Here is an 18,591-nt window from a genome sequence, read left to right on the forward strand (position 1 = left end):
TTTGAAAGTAGATGAGTATTAAAACATGGTTTTGAGGTTGTAGATAGAACTGACGAAGTCAGTAACCATATATACGGCAAGGCGACGCTGACGTGGTTTGAAGAGATTTTCGAAGAGTAGCAAAATGGAAAAAGGAGTGAGTGAAGTACATCGCCTCCCCACTCCTTTTTCTGTTTTTAGGCTGTTTTTTCAACCTTCAAGATTTTTACATCATAGCTACCAACAGGCGTTTCAATGGTTGCTGTATCACCTGTTTTCTTGCCAATCAAGGCTTGTCCAATTGGGCTTTCATTTGAAACTTTACCTGCAAAGGCATCCGCACCCGCTGAACCTACGATAATATAAACTTCTTCTTCGTCCTCACCAATTTCTTGGATGGTGACTGTTTTACCAATCGCTACTTCGTCCTGGGCAACTGCGTCGCTATTGACGATTTCAGCATAGCGGATTTTTGTTTCTAAGCTAGAGATTTGTCCTTCGACAAAGGCTTGTTCATCCTTAGCTGCTTCGTACTCACTGTTTTCTGAAAGGTCACCGTATGAACGGGCAATCTTAATGCGTTCTACCACTTCTGGTCGACGAACCAATTTCAATTCTTCTAATTCTTTTTCAAGTTTTTCCTTTTCCTCAAGGGTCATAGGATATGTTTTTTCTGCCATTTTTCTCAACTTTCTTCTAATAATATTTTCTAAAGAAAATTATGTGAAGTATCACATAATTTTAGTTTGTTTGGTTTAATTTGCTGTTGACATGTTCAGCGACATTGCGATCGTGGTCTTCTTGATTATTAGCATAGTAGACCTTGCCTTCTGTGACATCTGCTACAAAGTAGAGGTTATCGCTCTTAGTTTGATTGATGCTTGACTCAATCGCATCCAGACTTGGACTATCGACTGGACCAGGCATGAGACCTACATTTTTATAAACATTATAAGGTGAATCAATGTTGGTATCAATCGCAACATCCTCAGCTAAGCTGATATTTTGCCCCAGTTTTCCTTGGGCATACAAGATTGCAATATTACTTTGAAGTGGCATATCACGATTCAAACGATTGTAGAATACACCTGCAATGAGCTTACGATCTTCTGTCTTGGCACCTTCTTTTTCGACCAAGGAAGCAATGGTCAACAACTCATTGACAGTCAAGTTTTTAGATTTGATAGTACTATAGTAAGGAGATAGGTTCTTATCCATAGCAGCTAACATCTCATCAATCAAGCTCTCAACAGTTGTGCTTTCCTTGATAGAATAAGTAGCTGGGAAAAGGTATCCTTCCAAACGATAACGCGCACCACTATCTTTTGCAGGCAAACTTTCCAATAAAGTAGGATATTTGGCTACTGCTTGACTGATAAACGTCTCATCTTGAACTTTTGCTAGGAAAGCATCCGCTGTCAAAGGCTCTTTGAAGTCACCTTGCAATTGACCTACCGCTTGAGCAATCTGATCCAAAGTATAACCTTCTGGAATTGTCAAAGTCGCAAGGACAGGTTCTTGTGGTTCATCTGTTCCACCTTTTTGCAACTCTTTGAGTAAGTCTTCTGTACTCATACTCTTTTGCAAATTGTAGTAACCTGCTTTCAAGTCGGTATAATTTTTATACTTGGCATAAAAGCTAAAAATCAGACCATGCTTTACCAAACCAGCTTTTTCAAGCGTCGTACCGATTTCTTGAACGTTTGAACCTTCTGGAATTCCAACCGTCACATATTGTTTCGATGAAGCATCCACAGGCTGTAAAGATGACTGAACATACTGGTAACCAAAGTAACCACCTGCTGAGAGCAAGGCAAGGAATACAAGGAATGAAATCACAAAGGCTTTCACATGTGACTTCTTCTCTTTCTTAGGCTTAACGGGTTTTGCTCCTTCTCTACGGCTACGACGTGGTGTATCGCTGATGATATCCACTGTTTCTGTAGCAGGCGTAGGTGTTTCTGGACCTGCTTGTTCTGCTTTTTTCTCTGCCGTCTTATAGGAAACAACTACCCTTGTTGGGGTTTCATTGTATTCTCTTTCAAGTTTCTTAGGTCTAACAGGACCTGGTCCTGGTCTTGAACCACTTTCTTCCGCTGGAGAAGAAGGTACATCTTGACTTGGATGACTTGGATGACTTGGAACACCAGGAGTTTCTCTTTGAAGGTCATCTGCTGGAGAAGCTGGTACATCTTGACTTGGGTGAGTAGGCACAGTAGGAGCTTTTCTCATAATTTCCTCTACCGTTGACAAGGAATCAGCCATGAGTTCTTCAGCTGAAGGTTCATTTGCAGGAGTGCGAACTACTGCCTTATCTTCTTTCAGAACTTCATCATAGCCTTTTACTTTTTCTAAATCTCTCAGAATCTGCTCTTTAAAGCTTAATTTCTCTTCTTCTCTTGACTTTTCACTCAAAAGTTTTTCCTCCTTGTTGACAATCCATAATATTATATCTTAAAAGTCCAAGAAAAGCAACCTATGATACTTTTCCTAGCTTATTTTTTCGTTTCCCAAACCATATCATACCAGGTTTCCCCTGCAAAGGTTGACTGGGACAAGCCTTCATTGACAAATCCGTGCTTTTCATAGTAGGCGATGAGATAGTCATGACAGGTTAGGTTAATGCCATCTCTCTTATCTTCAAGAGCAACTTCTTTCAAGGCTATTAGTAATTTTTGTCCAAGTCCGAGGCCCTGTGCTTCTTTGGCAATAGAAAGACAGGTCACAGAGATATAACCACCAGGCTCATGACTATAGTCTTTTATTTCTTCTGTAAAGGACTGGTCTTGCAGATGGCGGTGTGGTCCAACTGGCCCTTCTATGTACCCCATGATTCTACCTACTTTTTCCGCAACCAGAAAAGAGGTCTGAATTTCTCGCAAATGCGATTCAAAAACAGATCGAGGAATAGCTTCTTCTACCGAGAAATTTTCTAGTTCAATCTCAACGATACGTTCTAAATCTTCTAATCTTGCTTGTCTGATCTTCATTGTACCTCCAGATAATAGGGATTAAACCAAATCATACTAAAACCCTGGCTAGTTTCATAAAGGGAAGTTTCTTCATCAATAAAACCGCTCATTTCAAAATAGGAAAGCAGCTCATCAGGACTCTTCAAACGAATCCCTTTGTAATCCAGCTCAACTGCCACCTCTTTCAAAGCCGCAAGAAGAAGTGTTCCCAATCCTTGTCTCTGATGGTCAGACTCAATGACTAAAGAATCTACTTTTAGACATTGCGGATTGTCTGACTGGGGACTTGATAGAATATAGCCTAAAAGTTGGTTTTCATCCCTAGCTAGAAGAAAGGTATCCGCACACTTACGGATACTTTCTTCTAAGATATGGGAAGGTTGCTGCTTTTCAGCCGGAAAAGACGAAGTTTGAAGTGCCTCTATCTCAGCCAAATCAGACTGACTTGCCTGAATGATCTTAATTGGAATTTCCATGAGAATAACCTATTGAACATTGCTTGTCAAGTTAGACAAGAGTCGTTCAAATGAATATTCATAGGTTTGGATATCTCCTGCTCCCATAAAGACATAGACAGCATTGTCATGGTCAAGGAGTGGTGAAACATTTTCAACAGTGATCACTTGGTGTTTCTTGTTGATTTTATTAGCTAGGTCTTCTACCTTGACATCTCCATGGTCTACCTCACGAGCTGACCCATAAATTTGCGCTAGGTAAACAGCATCTGCTTGGTTTAAAGCGTGGGCAAAGTCATCTAACAAGGCAATGGTTCTTGTAAAGGTATGCGGTTGGAAGACTGCTACAATTTCCTTGCTTGGGTATTTTTGACGAGCCGCATCCAAGGTCGCAATAATTTCTGTTGGATGGTGAGCAAAGTCATCGATAATCACTGTATCATTGACAATTTTCTCAGTGAAACGACGCTTAACACCAGCAAATGTTTTCAAGTGCTCACGCACCAAGTTCAAATCAAATCCTGCTGTGTAAAGAAGACCAATAACGGTTGTCGCATTCATGATATTGTGACGACCAAAGGTTGGGATGTGGAATTGCCCCAAGTCTTGTCCACGGAAATGAACGGTGAAGGTTGAACCAGTCGTAGAACGAAGAAGCTCACTAGCTACAAAGTCATTACCTTCTGCTTCAAAACCATAATAATAAATTGGTGCATCAGACGTAATTTTACGCAATTCTGCATCTTCACCATAGACAAAAAGACCCTTGGTAATTTGTTTAGCATAGTCGTTAAAAGCATTGAAAACATCCTCTAGACTTGTGAAATAGTCTGGATGGTCAAAGTCAATGTTGGTGATAATAGAGTATTCTGGGTGGTAAGGCATAAAGTGACGCTCATATTCGTCAGATTCAAAGACAAAATATTTGGCATTGGCCGAACCACGACCTGTCCCATCTCCAATCAAGAAGCTGGTGTCTGTGATGTGAGACAAGACGTGAGACAACATACCTGTCGTTGAAGTTTTTCCATGCGCTCCTGCTACTCCCATGCTAACAAAGTCACGCATAAAGCTACCTAGGAACTCATGGTAACGTTTGTAGCTGATACCATTTTGGTCTGCATAGGCAATTTCGACGTTGTTATCTGGACGAAAGGCATTTCCAGCGATAATTTCCATATCACCGTCTAGATTCTTTTCATCAAAAGGAAGAATAGTAATTCCTGCCTGCTCAAGACCACGTTGAGTAAAGTAGTACTTCTCAACATCTGATCCCTGTACCTTATGCCCCATTTGGTGCAACATCAAGGCCAAGGCACTCATCCCTGATCCCTTAATTCCGATAAAATGATATGTCTTTGGCATGTTTTCTCCCCTATTCTGTCATTCTGGTCAGATTCAACTCTTGGGCAACCCGACGTTCTTGTTCTGTTTGTTTACTTTTTTTATTGTAGATTTGGCTCTTCTTTAGAAAATCATAGTTGTTTTTCTTTGGAGCAGGTGCTGACACTTCTTCATTCTTGGTAGGGATAGAATGAACTTCTTCCGCCAAGATATAATGAGACTGGGTCAATTTTTGGCTATATTTGACAAATTCACCAGGATTTTCCTTTTGGAAAGGCGCTGTCGGTTGACTGCCCTGTCTAACAAGGCCTGATTTAGAATGACGTCTCGCACGGCTGAAATCCTGAGTTAGATAGTTAGCAGAGCGTTTCTTTTTCAAGTCTGCACGCGCTTCTTCACGCGCCACCTCCGCATAGCTCTTTCCTTCTTTTTTTACCCCTAAAGGAGCTTTTTTAGGTTTCTCGACTTGCTTTTCAATCGGTTTTACTGGCGCCTCTTCAGTAATAGGAGACCATTCTAAATAATTTTTATCTCGATACTCACCCTTGATATTACTGATCAGATCAGACTCATCGTACAAGTTCATGACTGGCATCTCAGTCAGCATGACCTCGTCATCTGACACCAATGGAAATCGTTCTTGTTTCATTTTCTATTTCCTTTCAACACTTCATTATAGCGTATTGTCTTGATTTTTCAAGTGCTGGCTTCAGAAATTCCCAAAATTTCTCTAATTTCTGCTAGGCTGAGACTGCCACGTGACTCTGTTCCATCCAATACTTGTGACACCAGATGTTTCTTTTGTTCTTGGAGTTCCTGAATTTTTTCTTCAATGGTTCCCCTGGTCACCAAGCGATAGACCTCAACCGTTTCTTCCTGACCCATCCGATGGGCACGGCCAATAGCTTGCGCTTCCACCGCAGGATTCCACCAAAGGTCAACCAAAATCACTGTATCAGCACCTGTCAGGTTCAGACCGACACCACCAGCCTTGAGGGAAATCAGAAAGGCATCTCTTTCCCCTTGGTTAAAGGCCTTGGTCATGTCTTGTCTTTCCTTGGCTGGAGTTGAACCTGTAATTTTAAAGGAAGTCATGCCCAAGTCTGGCAGTTCTTGTTCTATTTTCTCCAACATTCCCTTGAACTGAGAGAAAATCAAGACACGGTGTCCACCGTCTACCACCTGTACCAGCAGGTCTCGGAGACTATCCAGTTTGCCACTAGCTCCCTGATAATCCTCCATAAAGAGGGCAGGGGTGTCACAGATTTGGCGCAAGCGCATCAGACCAGACAAGATTTCCACACGACTTCGCTGAAATTCCTGATCTGATACTTGAGCCAATCTATCTCTCATCTGTTGCAACTGGGCTAGGTAGATAGCCTTTTGCTGGTCTTCCAGTTCATTCTTATAAACTACTTCTATTAAGTCTGGCAATTCGGTCAGAACTTCTTCTTTCTTGCGCCTCATCACGAAAGGCTTGATAAACTGAGCCACGCGTTCAGCTGGCAATTTCATAAATTCTTTCTTGCTTGGCAAAAGTCCTGGCATGACGATTTGGAAAATAGACCACAGCTCACCTAGATGGTTTTCAATCGGTGTCCCTGACAGAGCAAAAACTGACGGCACCACAAACTGTCTCAAGGTCTGGGCAATCTTGGTCTGGGCGTTCTTCATGACCTGAGCCTCATCTAAGAAAAGGAAGTCAAAGGCCATCCCCTGATAAAGCTCACTGTCCTGACGGAAGGTAGCATAGCTCGTCACATAGATTTGATGGCTTTCAGCAAGAATCTCCTCACGACTAGCTTTCAAACCATGAACAACAGCCACATCCAACTGTGGGGCAAATTTCTGAAACTCATCTGCCCAGTTGTAAATCAAACCTGACGGTGCTAAAATCAAGACTCGACTTTCTTTTGTCACTTGACTGGTCAAAAAAGCAATGGTCTGCAGGGTTTTACCAAGTCCCATATCGTCAGCCAAAATCCCACCAAAACCATAGTGATGGAGCATCTGTAGCCAGCTGATTCCCTTTTCCTGATAATCTCGTAAGTCAGCCTGAACCTGAGTTGCTTGTCTAGGGAAGTCCTCTGGATGCGTCAAATCGTGAGCCAGATTCTGGAATTCTTGTGAAAAAGAAACACGGTCACGTCCTTCAAAGAGATGAGCTAAACTATAAGCCAAGGATTTCCGAGCCTGCAAGGAGCCATCTTTTAATTCAAATTGCCCCAGCTCCTGTAGATTTTGACGAATTTTCTTGGTTTCTTCATCGAAAAAGTAGACTTTATTAGACGAATCAATATAAAAATCTCGATTATCAACCAAGGCCTGCATAGCTTGGTCAATTTCCTCTTGGGCTATATCTTGAAAATCAAATTGAATTTCCAAGAGACCTCCCTTGGAAGTAATCTGCACTTGAGGGCTTGCTAGACTATAAAACTCTTCTAACTTGTCTGATAAATCAACATTTCCAAGTTTTTCAAAGACTGGAATGATTTCATGGAAGAAATGATAGACAGACTCTGCTTTTAAGGCCTGACGCCAAGATTGAAAATCTGCTTCAAAGCCCGCAGCCAAACAGACTTGGAAAATTCTTTCTTCTAAGTCCGTGTCACTTGAAAATGGTAATTCTTCTAGCTCTTGTCGGCTAGATACCTGTCTATTTCCATAATCAAACTGAATTTCTAAACGAATCCGATTATCTTCTTCCCTGTCAAAGTAAAAAGAGGGCGCAAAAGTTTTGATTTGTAGACGTTCTGGAGCTGAAACGGTACCCATCTGGATAAAAAGAGTCAGACAGGAGGCCAATTTGTCTCGATCACTGCTATCAAATTGCAGGTATTTCTTTCCTTGTTGACCCACAGGTAACACTTTAATTTCCTTGAGAAGACGCATCTGCTGGTCTGTTAAAAAATAAACCTGACCTTTATGGAAAAGTACTGCTCCCTGATAAAAGACATTGACCCTAGGACTCTCACTGATTTCCATTTCAAAATAGTCCGAGTATTCTGTTACTGTAAAGGCAAATAGATTGGCATCAGCATGCATATCCTGAAAAAGCAGGGTTTGGTAGCTATCCACTTGATGGTCAAATTGAAAATGGGGCAAGGCCATCAGTAAATTCACACCCTGCTCAAAAAAGGTCAGAGGGAAAAAGAGGTGCCGACCTTGGTTTTGGAAAAAGAGGTCTGGAACCAGCCCTTCCTCCGTTAGTCCGTGCAAGAAAGTCAAAAGTTCTTGGCTGGCCTCATCAAAAGCTTCCCAAGAAAGAGACTCCTCATAAATCTTGCCAATCATATACGACTTTCTCTGCTCGACAATCCTTAAAAAAAGTGGAATATCCCGAATGACATAGTATTTTTGGCTATTGATTTGGCCGATTCTCAGAGTCCACAAGATATGATTGGTTCCTGCTTCCACCTGACCCACAGCTGATAACTCATAGGCGCATTCTGATTTTGGAGATAAAATTCGATCCAAAAACTTGCCACCCAAGGTCACCTTGGTTTCAACGGCCTCTTTTTCTTCATGACCTTCTTCCAGACTCCACAAGATTTCCTGACCACGCTCATCATTTTTCAGAAAATGCTCTAGCGCTGCCAAATGCACACAGTAGCCCCTCTTTTGAAAAAAATCACAGGCACAAAAAACCAAATCATCCTCTAAACTATAGCGCAGTTCTTCTTCTGCAACGCGAGCATAGAGCCGATTGTTCTTTTCCTTGATGATATCAACCTTACCAGTTTCATAAAGGGCAACACCTTCGATACGAACTTTCCCCGGAATCAATTTAGCCATATTTTCACCTTTACCTTATCTGTTTATTATACCATATTTTCGCCTATGAAAATAGCCTTCTAGGAAGACTTTTCTCCTAGAAGGCTGGATTTTTAACATTTGGCAAAAGTAGCCACAATCCGCTGACAGACTTCTTGCAACAGAGATTTGGGCATAGCTATATTGATGCGGGCATGGAGACTTCCTTCCTCTCCAAAATCCAAACCACGGTTGAGGATAACCTTGGCTTCATTTCTCAACAACTCTTGCAATGTTTCATCAGTCAGGTCATAGGCTGAAAAGTCAAGCCAAATCAAGTAGGTACCTTGCGGTTTCATGACCTTGATTTTAGTCTCTTTTCCAAATAGATCCACCACATAATTGATATGGTCTTCAAAGACTTGCTTAAGTTCCTCTAACCAATCTTTACCGTATCGATAGGCAGCTTCTGTCGCCAAATAGCCCAAGCCTGAAATTTCATGCTGATTATTAGCCAACTGGCGTTTCTGGTAAGCCACTCTCAACTTAGGATTTTCAATGACGGCATAGGAATTTTTTGTCCCAGCAATGTTAAAGGTTTTAGTGGCACTGCTCAAGACGATAGCAAAATTTTTGAAGGCAGGATTGATGGTATTGAAAGACTGGTGTTTGTGACCAAAGAGGGTCAAATCTTGGTGAATCTCATCTGAAACTAACAAAACACCGTGTTTTTGGCAGAGTTGGCCAATCTTCTCCAACACTTCTTTTTCCCAAACACGTCCACCAGGATTGTGAGGGTTGCAAAAAATATAGAGTTTAACCTCCTCTTCCACCAAATCCTTTTCAAGTTGGTCAAAGTCAATCTCAAACAGACCATCCTTTTCCACTAAGGAATTAGTAATCAATCTACGATTGTTCAACTTGACACTGCGAGCAAAGGGTGGGTAGACAGGCGTGTTAATTAAAACCGCCTCGCCTTCTTTTGTAAAGGTTTGAATAGCTGTTGAGATGGCTGGTACCACACCCTCGATAAAAACAAGAGCCTCTTTGTCAAAGTTGTAACCGTATTGTGTAGCTTCCCACTTTTGAACTTCCTTAATTAAGTCTTCACTGGCATAGGCATAACCATAAACCAGTTGGTCTGCGTAAGTTTGCACGGCTTGGCGGATTTCAGGCAAGACCACAAAGTCCATATCCGCTATCCAAGCTGGTAGAACTTCACTATCCGTTTCTGTTTCTTTCCATTTATAGGTATGGTGCCCTAAACGGTTGGGCAGGCTTGTAAAATCATATTTTCCCATCTTTGTCTTATCCTTCTAAAGCTTGGCGCAAATCTGCAATCAAATCTCTAGCATCCTCAATCCCAATTGACAAGCGCAAGAGGTCATCTGTCAAACCATAAGAATGGCGCACTTCTGCTGGAATATCAGCGTGAGTTTGCGTCGTTGGATAAGTAATGAGACTTTCTACCCCACCCAAACTTTCCGCAAACGAGAAGACCTTGAGACTGTTCAAAATATGAGGAATGCGCGTTTCATCGACTACTTTAAAGGAAATCATCCCCCCACGACCAGTATAGAGAACCTCCTTGACTGCTGGAGAATCCTTCAAAAAGGCAACCACTTCTTGGGCGTTAGCTGTTGAACGCTCCATACGAAGAGACAAGGTCTTGAGACCACGAAGCAACTGGTAGCTGTCAAATGGGGACAAGACTGCCCCTGTTGTATTGAGATTGTAAAAAAGCTTCTCGTATAGTTCTAAACTATTGGTCACAACCACTCCAGCTAAGACATCATTGTGGCCTGCTAGATACTTGGTTGCTGAATGGAGAACCATATCTGCTCCATCTTCAATCGGACGTTGGTAGATAGGGCTATAGAAGGTATTGTCCACCACCACTTTGGCACCCTTAGCATGAGCCAATTTTGCTAGTTTTTCGATATCAAATTCCAACATTAAGGGATTGGTTGGGGTTTCGATATAGAGAACATCCACATCCTTTTCTAACTCGGCAATCAACTCTTCTTCTGTATTGGCATAGGTAAAATGGAAACGACCTTCCTGCTCCACTTGGTTAAACCAGCGAAAAGAACCACCGTAAAGATCACGCACTGCCAAGACCTTACTTCCTACTGGAAAGACGCTAAAGGCCAGTACAATAGCTGACATCCCTGAGCTAGTCGCTAGGGCATAGTCTGCTGACTCAATAGCCGCCAAGACTTCCTCAGCCTTACTACGAGTTGGATTTTTAGTGCGCGTATAGTCAAACCCAGTAGATCGACCAAACTCTGGATGCTGATAGGTCGTTGAAAAATGGAGCGGTGTCACCAATGCACCTGTCGCTTCATCTGACTTAATGCCCGCCTGGGCCAAAATTGTGTTAATGTGTAATTCCTTGCTCATACAATACCTCCAAATCTATAGTAACTATTGTACCACTTATTTTCATCAACTCATTTTCTTCTTTTCAAGAGCTAGCTATAGTTTCAAACTATATAAAAAGGGAGTTTTTCCTGCTCCCTTTAATAGACTATAAAATGGTGAATCTCAAAAGACACCTTCACTCTATCATTTGCTCCTGCACAAAACGAGCATAACGCTCATGATTTTCCAGTAGTTCCTTATGAGTTCCTGAGCCAGTGATTTTCCCCTCCTCTAAGAAGAAAATACAATCCACATCTTTTACCGTTGACAAACGATGCGCTATAATCACAACTGTCTTCTCCTTTAGTACAGAATAGAGGCTACTGATAATCGCATACTCAGAATCCGCATCAAGATTAGCAGTGGCTTCATCAAATATAAGAATTTCAGCATCTTTTAAGTAGGCTCTAGCTATTTGAAGTCTTTGGCTTTGTCCCCCTGACAAGAGTCGTCCGCGTTCACCAACCTCAGTATCTAGTCCCTCTTTCATGGAGCGAATCTCATCACCTAGTGATACTAAGTCTAGCACTTTCATCAATTCATCATCAGTTACTAAGCGATTCAAACCGAGACAAAGATTGTCACGAATACTGCCAGATAAGACTGCATTATTTTGTGAAACCCAAGCGATTTTACTTCTCCATTCTTTTAAGTTAAAATCATATATACTTGATTGCTCCATTAGAATATCTCCTGAAAGCGGTTTATAAAACCGCTCTAACAAACGCACAATCGTTGATTTTCCTGATCCAGATGGTCCAACAAAAGCAATTTTTTGCCCCTTGAAAATGGAGAAAGTAATATCCTTTAAGACAGGTCGATTTTCATCATAACCAAAATAGACATGGTTAAAATTCAACCCTTGTCCTGATACCGATTTTCCTCCCTCAAATTTTTCTTTAGGAACTGCAAGCAAGTTCTCCAGTGCAACTGAAGATCCCTTACTCCTAGAATAAACAGTTACAAAATTAGCTATATTACTAATAGGATTAAGTAATTGAAAGAGGTAAATCAAAAACGAAACCAAGGTTCCCACAGATATATATCCTGCGCTGACCCGATAACCCCCATAGGTTAGCATCACAGCTATAGTCGCAAAGATAAATAAGAGAGCAAACGGGGTCTCAAAAGAAGTAATCCTATCTGATTTCAGTGAATTGTTTTGTACCCTTTCAATACAATTATCCAAAACATCCTGTACACTTTTCTCTGCTTGGTTAGTCTTAATTAATTCATGTTCTTGAATCTTTTCAGTCAATTGCCCTGTTAAAAATCCGATTTCCTCTTGTAAACGACGACTATACTTTTCACTGATATTGGAAAGGGGCAAGATAATAAACATCATACAAGGAAGAGTGATGAATAAAAGTAGAGAAAGATTCCAATCAAGACTAAATAAGACTATGATGGAACCAAGTACCATAACTAAACTCAAAATAATATTTGGGAAAGTCGTAATTAAAAACTCACGAATGACACTCGTGTCATTGACAATGGCAGAAGTCAACTCCCCACTTTGGCTCTTATCAAAGAAGGATTTCTCTGCATAAATCAACCCCTCTATCACTTTTTTCCTGATTTTTGCTATCTTTTTTTCACCCGATTGACTAAACAGATAGTAACCAATAGAAGAAAACAAGGCTTGACCAATAAAAATCAAAAACGATTGAAATACTTTGGAACCTATATTTTCAATAGAACTCCCATCTATTAAACCCTTTAAGATAAGGGGAAGCAACAAAGCAAGTAGACTAGACAGAACAAGTAAGAAACTCCCCATAATCACCTTAGTATCTACTCTTAATAATTTTAATTTCATAAATACTCCTTATAATATTTCAACGGATAAAGTCGGGAATAACTCAATTTGAGGATAAAATCTAATAAATCTTCCTATAACAAAACGCATAACATCTAGGATTTTATATACCTGATATTATGCGTTTTTAAGCACAAAGACTTCTTACACAAACTTATCTACAATTAGATTTTATTTGACATGTTTTGCCAATTCTTCTTGGGCTTTTTTATTGGATTCTTCTTTTTCTTTCAACCATTTTTCTCTGGCTTTTGCATATTCGTCTGTTGTGACAATCTTATCTTGTACTTTGAGGTATTTATATGATTCAACCCCTTTATTACCAGCCAATGAATAAGGTGCTGAGAAAGGAACTGTTTTTCTCAAGCTAGGCGTTCCACCTAATGAAACATTTGGAATCGCTAGAGAACTATCTATCAACCATGCTTGAATATCAGCATATTTCTCATAACGTTTGGCTGGGTCTTGCTCCTTATTAGCCTCTTCCAACATTTGAGTATAAGTGTCAAGTCCAACTGCCTTAGCCTTGTCGTTGGCTTCACCAGGCTCGAGTCCAAGATTTTGTAGAACCCCACCATTCTTGACACTAAAGATATCAAGATAGGTTGATGGATCTAAGTAGTCAGGACCCCAACCACCATTGTAAAGGTCATAATCTTTTTGAGCTGCTGTTTGAGCAAAGTAACTTGAGTTATGATAGTCCTCTGTTGATAACTGTTGGATATCAATAACGACGTTCTCCGTACCTAAAGCTGCTTCAATAGATTGCTTCATAGAGCTTACTTCTTGAATCCCCTTCTTAGAAGCTTGGTCAACTGTCGCATCCAAATGAATAGGGAATTGAACTCCCTTAGCTTCTAGCTCTTTCTTGGCCTCAGCAAATTTAGCCTTGGCTTTCTCAGGATTGTAATAAGGGTCTTGACCATCCGCAAAGTTGATACCTTGCCATTCCTTACCATAATTGACCATCTTAGAGGCTACTACTTCACCAAAGTCTTTTCCCTTGATACTTACAAAGGTTGGAGGAACAACCAAGTTACGCAAAATCTTAGTCGCTCCGTCTTCTCCCTGAGTTTGAGCCCCATAGGCTGTACGATCATAGGCAAAGTTAATAGCTTGACGGAAGTTTTTATTAAGAACTGCTTCCTGAGCTGATTTCTTTTCAATGTCGGTCGTCTTAGAAGTAAATTTATAAGCTTGTCTATCTAGGTTAAAATTCCAGTAATAAGACGTAGCAGTCTGCATACTGTAGATGATATCATCTTTGTATTTTTCTTTAATCCCTTCAAAACTTGAACTATTTGGATAGAGACGAGCGTAGCTATAGGCTCCGTCTGTAAAATTACGAACAAGAGCATCTTGGTCACTACCATCATAGTAGGTCAATTTAACATCATCTACAAAGACATTTTTAGCATCCCAGTAGTTAGGATTTTTCTTGTATTCGATGACAGATTTTGAAACAAAAGCTTTCATCAAGAAAGGTCCACTGTACAAAATATTAGCAGGGTCTACCTTGCCAAAATCATCCCCTTTTGATTTTAGGAAATCCGCATTGACTGGGAAAAGAATGGTTGATGTCGTTTTTGAGTTCCAGTAAGGTTCTGGTCGAGCCAAGGTGTATTGAACCGTTTGGTCATCAAGAGCCTTGACACCGACAGTTGAAAAGTCGCTTGTTTTACCAGTGATATAGTCATCCAAACCTGCAACAGAGTCCTGCACTAGATACAAGGCTTCTGATTTTTTATCAGCCGCATATTGCAAACCTGTCACAAAATCTTGGGCAGTTACAGGAGCATATTCTTCTCCCTCAGAAGTAAACCACTTGGCATCCTTACGAAGTTTGTAGGTATAGGTCAAACCGTCCTTAGAAACACTCCAATCCTCTGCCAAGGATGGCACATAGTTCCCATATTGGTCATTTTCCATGAGACCATCTACCAGGTTGGTCACAATATCATTTGTTGTTGCGCGGTTTTCTGCTAGATAGTTCAAACTAGATGGATCACTTGAATAAACATAGTTATAGGTTTTTGATCCTGTGCTAGAATTTCCACACGCGCTCAATAAAATTCCTGTACCCAGGACAAGACCTGCCAAGGTTAGATATTTGCTCTTAGACTTTTTCATTTCCAGAACCTCCTGATTTAAAGATTTGTTTTATTATACAACGTTTAGTTTGTTTAGTCAATGTTTTTGTCCAAAAAAATCGAAAAAGGCCTCATCTTCTACTCTTAAAAGATAATTTTAGCTGTTTTGACGCTAAAAAAAGGAATAAGTTTCAAGTTCTCCTAAAAGATTGTTCAACTTATTCCTTTTATTTATAAATGCTATCTTAAGAAAACTTAAATTTTGCTCGCAACTGGGCAGCTTTGGCCTGTCCAATAACCTTATCTAAGAGACGAGTATAGAGACTCATGAATCCGTAGAGTCCACCCCCCATGGCACCGACAAGAGCTACATAAAAGAAGCTCCACAAACGTCCACTTGGTTGGAAGAAAAATCCTAACAGCCACTGGATGGTTCCTATTAACAGAAACATGACTAGGGTCAGCAAACTGATTAAAATGGTTCGCTTCACAATCACCTTGCGCTTAACACCCGTTACTTTACAAATATCCCGATACATCAAGACGTTAGGAATGATAAGAGCGATGGTTGTTGAAATCAAGGGACCATAACTGTGGAAAAGGGCGATGGTAGGCAGTTGCAAGACCAGCTTGGCAATAGAACCATAGATAAAATAGAGAACGGCCTTGCGGTTGCGGAACATGGCTTGAAGCATGGGGGACAAGACCATGTACAAGCCTAAAATAATAGACTGCAAAACTGCAAAGACAAATAAGCCCATAGCCAAACTGTCTGGCTTGCCATAGAAGACTGTATAAAGAGGTTCTCCTACCATAACCACTCCAACCGTTGCTGGTAGCAAGAACATAAAGAGTAGGGTGAGACTGTCCTGAACGAGACGAGAAGCTGCCTTCAAGTCCCCCTTGACATAGTTTTCTGTCAAAAGCGGCAAGCCTACACTCCCAATCGAAACCCCAACAGAAATCAAAATCATCGTGATTTTATTAGGATTGGCTGAGAAATAAGAAAACATGATAACCAAGTCCTCATTGCTGTAGTTGGTAAACCAGCTCATACTATTGATAAAGGTCAGCTGGTCCAAAATCTGGAAGAGCTGGATGGCAGACCCTGTCAAGATAAAAGGAATGGCTTCCTTAATGGTATCGATCAAAAGATGCTTGCTGTTAATCTTATCCCCTGTTTCAAGGACTCTTTTGAGTAAGCCTTCTTGGGCAAGGAAATAAATCAAAACTGCAAAACTAGCTACCATGCCGACAAAGGCAGCAAAGGTGGATTGGGTAACCGCTACTAGGTAATCTCCTGAACCAAGTTTCATAATGATAAAGGTTGCTAGGAGCATCCAGATAACACGAATGACCTGCTCAGCAATTTGGCTCATGGCATAAGGTTTGAGATTATTCATCCCTTGGAAAAATCCTCGGATAACACTCATAGACGGGAAAATCAAGACTCCCCAAGCCAAGCTTTGCATGATTGGGATCAAGTCTTTGCCCACGCCAGACAAGTCTGCTAGCCAAGGAGCAAAGAGATACAAAACTAAAGCAAAAACGAGGCCAAGTCCTGTCATAAATCCTAAAAAGCTCCGAATCAGGGCAAAGCTATGCTCTTCTTCTCGCATGGTATTGTACTTGGCAACTTGCTTGGCCACCGCAACTGGAATCCCTGCTGTTGAAACCAGCAAGAACCAGGCATAGATATTGTAGCCCATGGTAAAGAGACCATTTGCCGTAGCTGCATAAGATCCCATCCAGATGTACCAAGGGATAATATAGATGGCCCCAAGCAGGCGACTGATAAAGTTACTAGCCGTTAGCCAAGCAGTCCCCCGTAACATCTGGGCCTGCTGGTGATTGTTTTCGTGCGACATAGATTCCTCATTCAATTTTGATAACTAGGAAACACTCCTTATCTTCCATTATAAACTTTTCCTTGTTACTTGTAAATTTGCGACTTTCGGTTTACAATAGAAAGTATGATAAAGATTGAAACCGTATTAGATATATTAAAGAAAGATGGTCTCTTCCGCGAGATTATCGACCAAGGACATTATCACTACAACTACAGCAAAGTTGTTTTTGATAGCATTAGTTACGACAGCCGAAAAGTAAAAGAAGACACTCTTTTTTTTGCAAAAGGTGCTGCCTTTAAAAAAGAATACCTTCTTTCTGCTATAACACAAGGCTTAGCTTGGTATGTAGCTGAAAAAGACTACGAAGTCGGTATCCCTGTCATCATTGTGAACGATATAAAGAAAGCCATGAGTTTGATTGCCATGGAGTTCTATGGTAATCCACAGGAAAAACTCAAACTCCTTGCCTTTACTGGTACTAAGGGTAAGACAACAGCAGCCTATTTCGCTTATAACATCTTATCTCAAGGGCATCGACCTGCTATGCTCTCGACTATGAATACAACTTTAGATGGCAAGACTTTCTTTAAGTCTGCATTGACAACTCCTGAGAGTATTGACCTCTTTGACATGATGAATCAAGCTGTGCAAAATGACCGTACCCACCTCATCATGGAAGTCTCCAGCCAAGCCTATCTGGTCAAACGTGTCTATGGTCTAACCTTTGATGTGGGAGTTTTCCTCAATATCAGCCCAGACCATATCGGCCCTATTGAACACCCTAGCTTTGAAGACTACTTCTACCACAAACGTCTCTTGATGGAAAATAGCCGAGCAGTCATCATTAATAGTGACATGGACCACTTTTCTGTCTTAAAAGAACAAGTGGCAGATCAAGACCATGATTTCTATGGTAGCCAATCAAATAATCAAATCGAGAATTCCAAAGCCTTTAGTTTTTCAGCTACAGGTAAACTCGCTGGAGATTATGATATCCAACTCATTGGCAACTTCAACCAAGAAAATGCCGTTGCTGCTGGACTTGCTTGCCTCCGTCTCGGAGCTAGTCTTGAGGACATCAAAAAAGGAATTGCTGCAACCCGCGTTCCTGGTCGTATGGAAGTCCTGACTCAGAAAAATGGAGCCAAGGTATTCATCGATTACGCCCACAATGGGGATAGTCTGAAAAAACTCATCAATGTGGTTGAAACTCATCAAACTGGAAAGATTGCTTTGGTTCTGGGTTCAACAGGAAACAAGGGAGAAAGTCGTCGTAAGAACTTTGGCCTCCTCCTCAATCAACATCCTGAGATTCAAGTCTTTTTGACTGCTGATGACCCCAACTATGAAGACCCAATGGCCATTGCAGATGAAATCAGTAGCTACATCAATCATCCTGTTGAAAAAATTGCGGATCGCCAAGAGGCCATCAAGGCAGCTATGGCTATCACAAATCACGAATTAGATGCTGTCATTATTGCTGGTAAGGGAGCTGATTGCTACCAAATCGTCCAAGGAAAGAAAGAAGCCTATCCAGGAGATGCAGCCGTAGCAGAAAATTATTTATAAGAATAGAAAAAATCAAGGGAAAATAAAACCCCTGATTTTTTACTATTATTTAGTAAAAACGTTTTTCAAACCTTCAACGGCACCTTCTACAGCACCTTTAGCGTCTTCTACAACGTCTTTTGCCTTAGCAACTGTTTTTTCAACAGCTCCTTCAAGTTCTGTCTTGCTGTCTCCAGTAACTTTACCAAAACCTTCTTTGACAACGCCTGTTGCTTGTTCCAATTTGTTTTCAAGTGACATATGATTGTCTCCTTTAGTTTTATTCCGATATGTGTTATCGGTTACATTAGTATAAACTTATCGATAGATAAAGTCAAACAATGTGCTCAGAAAAAG

Annotated in this window: 14 protein-coding genes and 1 pseudogene; 1 reads left to right on the forward strand and 14 read right to left on the reverse strand. The window is 40.9% G+C overall.

The features are described 5' to 3' along the window. Window positions 1–176: 176 nt before the first annotated feature. From greA to HT678_RS08320, 13 genes and pseudogenes are all read right to left on the reverse strand, one after another. On the reverse strand, window positions 177–659 hold the full coding sequence (gene greA, locus HT678_RS08265; RefSeq protein WP_000818760.1) for a transcription elongation factor GreA: 483 nt from the start codon (window positions 657–659) through the stop codon (window positions 177–179). Window positions 660–720: 61 nt separating this feature from the next. Then, the gene (gene mltG / locus HT678_RS08270) at window positions 721–2,394 is read right to left on the reverse strand and encodes an endolytic transglycosylase MltG (protein WP_172924835.1); all 1,674 of its coding nucleotides are present in this window, start codon (window positions 2,392–2,394) and stop codon (window positions 721–723) included. Window positions 2,395–2,474: 80 nt separating this feature from the next. After that, entirely contained in the window at window positions 2,475–2,969 is a 495-nt protein-coding gene (locus tag HT678_RS08275; protein WP_000702440.1) for a GNAT family N-acetyltransferase, read from the reverse strand. Further along, window positions 2,966–3,427, reverse strand: a complete 462-nt coding sequence (locus HT678_RS08280) for a GNAT family N-acetyltransferase (protein WP_000405299.1) — start codon at window positions 3,425–3,427, stop codon at window positions 2,966–2,968. The genes HT678_RS08275 and HT678_RS08280 overlap by 4 nt, the downstream gene beginning before the upstream one ends. Before the next feature lie 9 nt (window positions 3,428–3,436). Next, window positions 3,437–4,771, reverse strand: a complete 1,335-nt coding sequence (gene murC / locus HT678_RS08285) for a UDP-N-acetylmuramate--L-alanine ligase (protein ID WP_001127123.1) — start codon at window positions 4,769–4,771, stop codon at window positions 3,437–3,439. Window positions 4,772–4,781: 10 nt separating this feature from the next. Further along, window positions 4,782–5,399 (reverse strand): hypothetical protein, encoded by a 618-nt coding sequence (locus tag HT678_RS08290; protein ID WP_000808233.1) that lies wholly within the window; start codon window positions 5,397–5,399, stop codon window positions 4,782–4,784. A gap of 47 nt (window positions 5,400–5,446) precedes the next feature. Further along, window positions 5,447–8,545, reverse strand: a complete 3,099-nt coding sequence (locus tag HT678_RS08295) for a DEAD/DEAH box helicase (RefSeq protein ID WP_001096284.1) — start codon at window positions 8,543–8,545, stop codon at window positions 5,447–5,449. A 92-nt stretch (window positions 8,546–8,637) separates the two neighbouring features. Further along, window positions 8,638–9,804: a MalY/PatB family protein gene (locus HT678_RS08300; protein WP_172924836.1), complete on the reverse strand. Its 1,167-nt coding sequence runs from the start codon at window positions 9,802–9,804 to the stop codon at window positions 8,638–8,640. 7 nt (window positions 9,805–9,811) lie between these two features. Beyond that, on the reverse strand, window positions 9,812–10,906 hold the full coding sequence (locus HT678_RS08305) for a cystathionine gamma-synthase (RefSeq protein WP_023933152.1): 1,095 nt from the start codon (window positions 10,904–10,906) through the stop codon (window positions 9,812–9,814). 157 nt (window positions 10,907–11,063) lie between these two features. Then, the gene (locus tag HT678_RS11570) at window positions 11,064–11,786 is read right to left on the reverse strand and encodes an ATP-binding cassette domain-containing protein (RefSeq protein WP_025170631.1); all 723 of its coding nucleotides are present in this window, start codon (window positions 11,784–11,786) and stop codon (window positions 11,064–11,066) included. Between the two features lie 186 nt (window positions 11,787–11,972). After that, window positions 11,973–12,746: pseudogene (locus HT678_RS11575) on the reverse strand (ABC transporter ATP-binding protein); the annotation flags it as partial. 171 nt (window positions 12,747–12,917) lie between these two features. Beyond that, complete coding sequence (locus HT678_RS08315; protein WP_000748867.1) at window positions 12,918–14,876, reverse strand: peptide ABC transporter substrate-binding protein; 1,959 nt, start codon at window positions 14,874–14,876, stop codon at window positions 12,918–12,920. Window positions 14,877–15,081: 205 nt separating this feature from the next. Then, complete coding sequence (locus HT678_RS08320) at window positions 15,082–16,704, reverse strand: polysaccharide biosynthesis protein (protein ID WP_050138142.1); 1,623 nt, start codon at window positions 16,702–16,704, stop codon at window positions 15,082–15,084. A 105-nt stretch (window positions 16,705–16,809) separates the two neighbouring features. On the opposite strand from HT678_RS08320, the gene HT678_RS08325 reads away from it, so the two are divergent. Further along, the gene (locus tag HT678_RS08325) at window positions 16,810–18,255 is read left to right on the forward strand and encodes a UDP-N-acetylmuramoyl-L-alanyl-D-glutamate--L-lysine ligase (protein ID WP_101514584.1); all 1,446 of its coding nucleotides are present in this window, start codon (window positions 16,810–16,812) and stop codon (window positions 18,253–18,255) included. Window positions 18,256–18,300: 45 nt separating this feature from the next. Here the strand turns inward: HT678_RS08325 and HT678_RS08330 are convergent, their stop codons facing one another. Next, a complete protein-coding gene (locus tag HT678_RS08330; protein WP_000051203.1) occupies window positions 18,301–18,495 on the reverse strand; it encodes a CsbD family protein in 195 nt (64 codons plus the stop codon). Window positions 18,496–18,591 lie beyond the last annotated feature (96 nt).

The sequence above is a fragment of the Streptococcus sp. 3167 genome, assembly GCF_013277175.1.
Lineage (GTDB): Bacteria > Bacillota > Bacilli > Lactobacillales > Streptococcaceae > Streptococcus > Streptococcus pseudopneumoniae.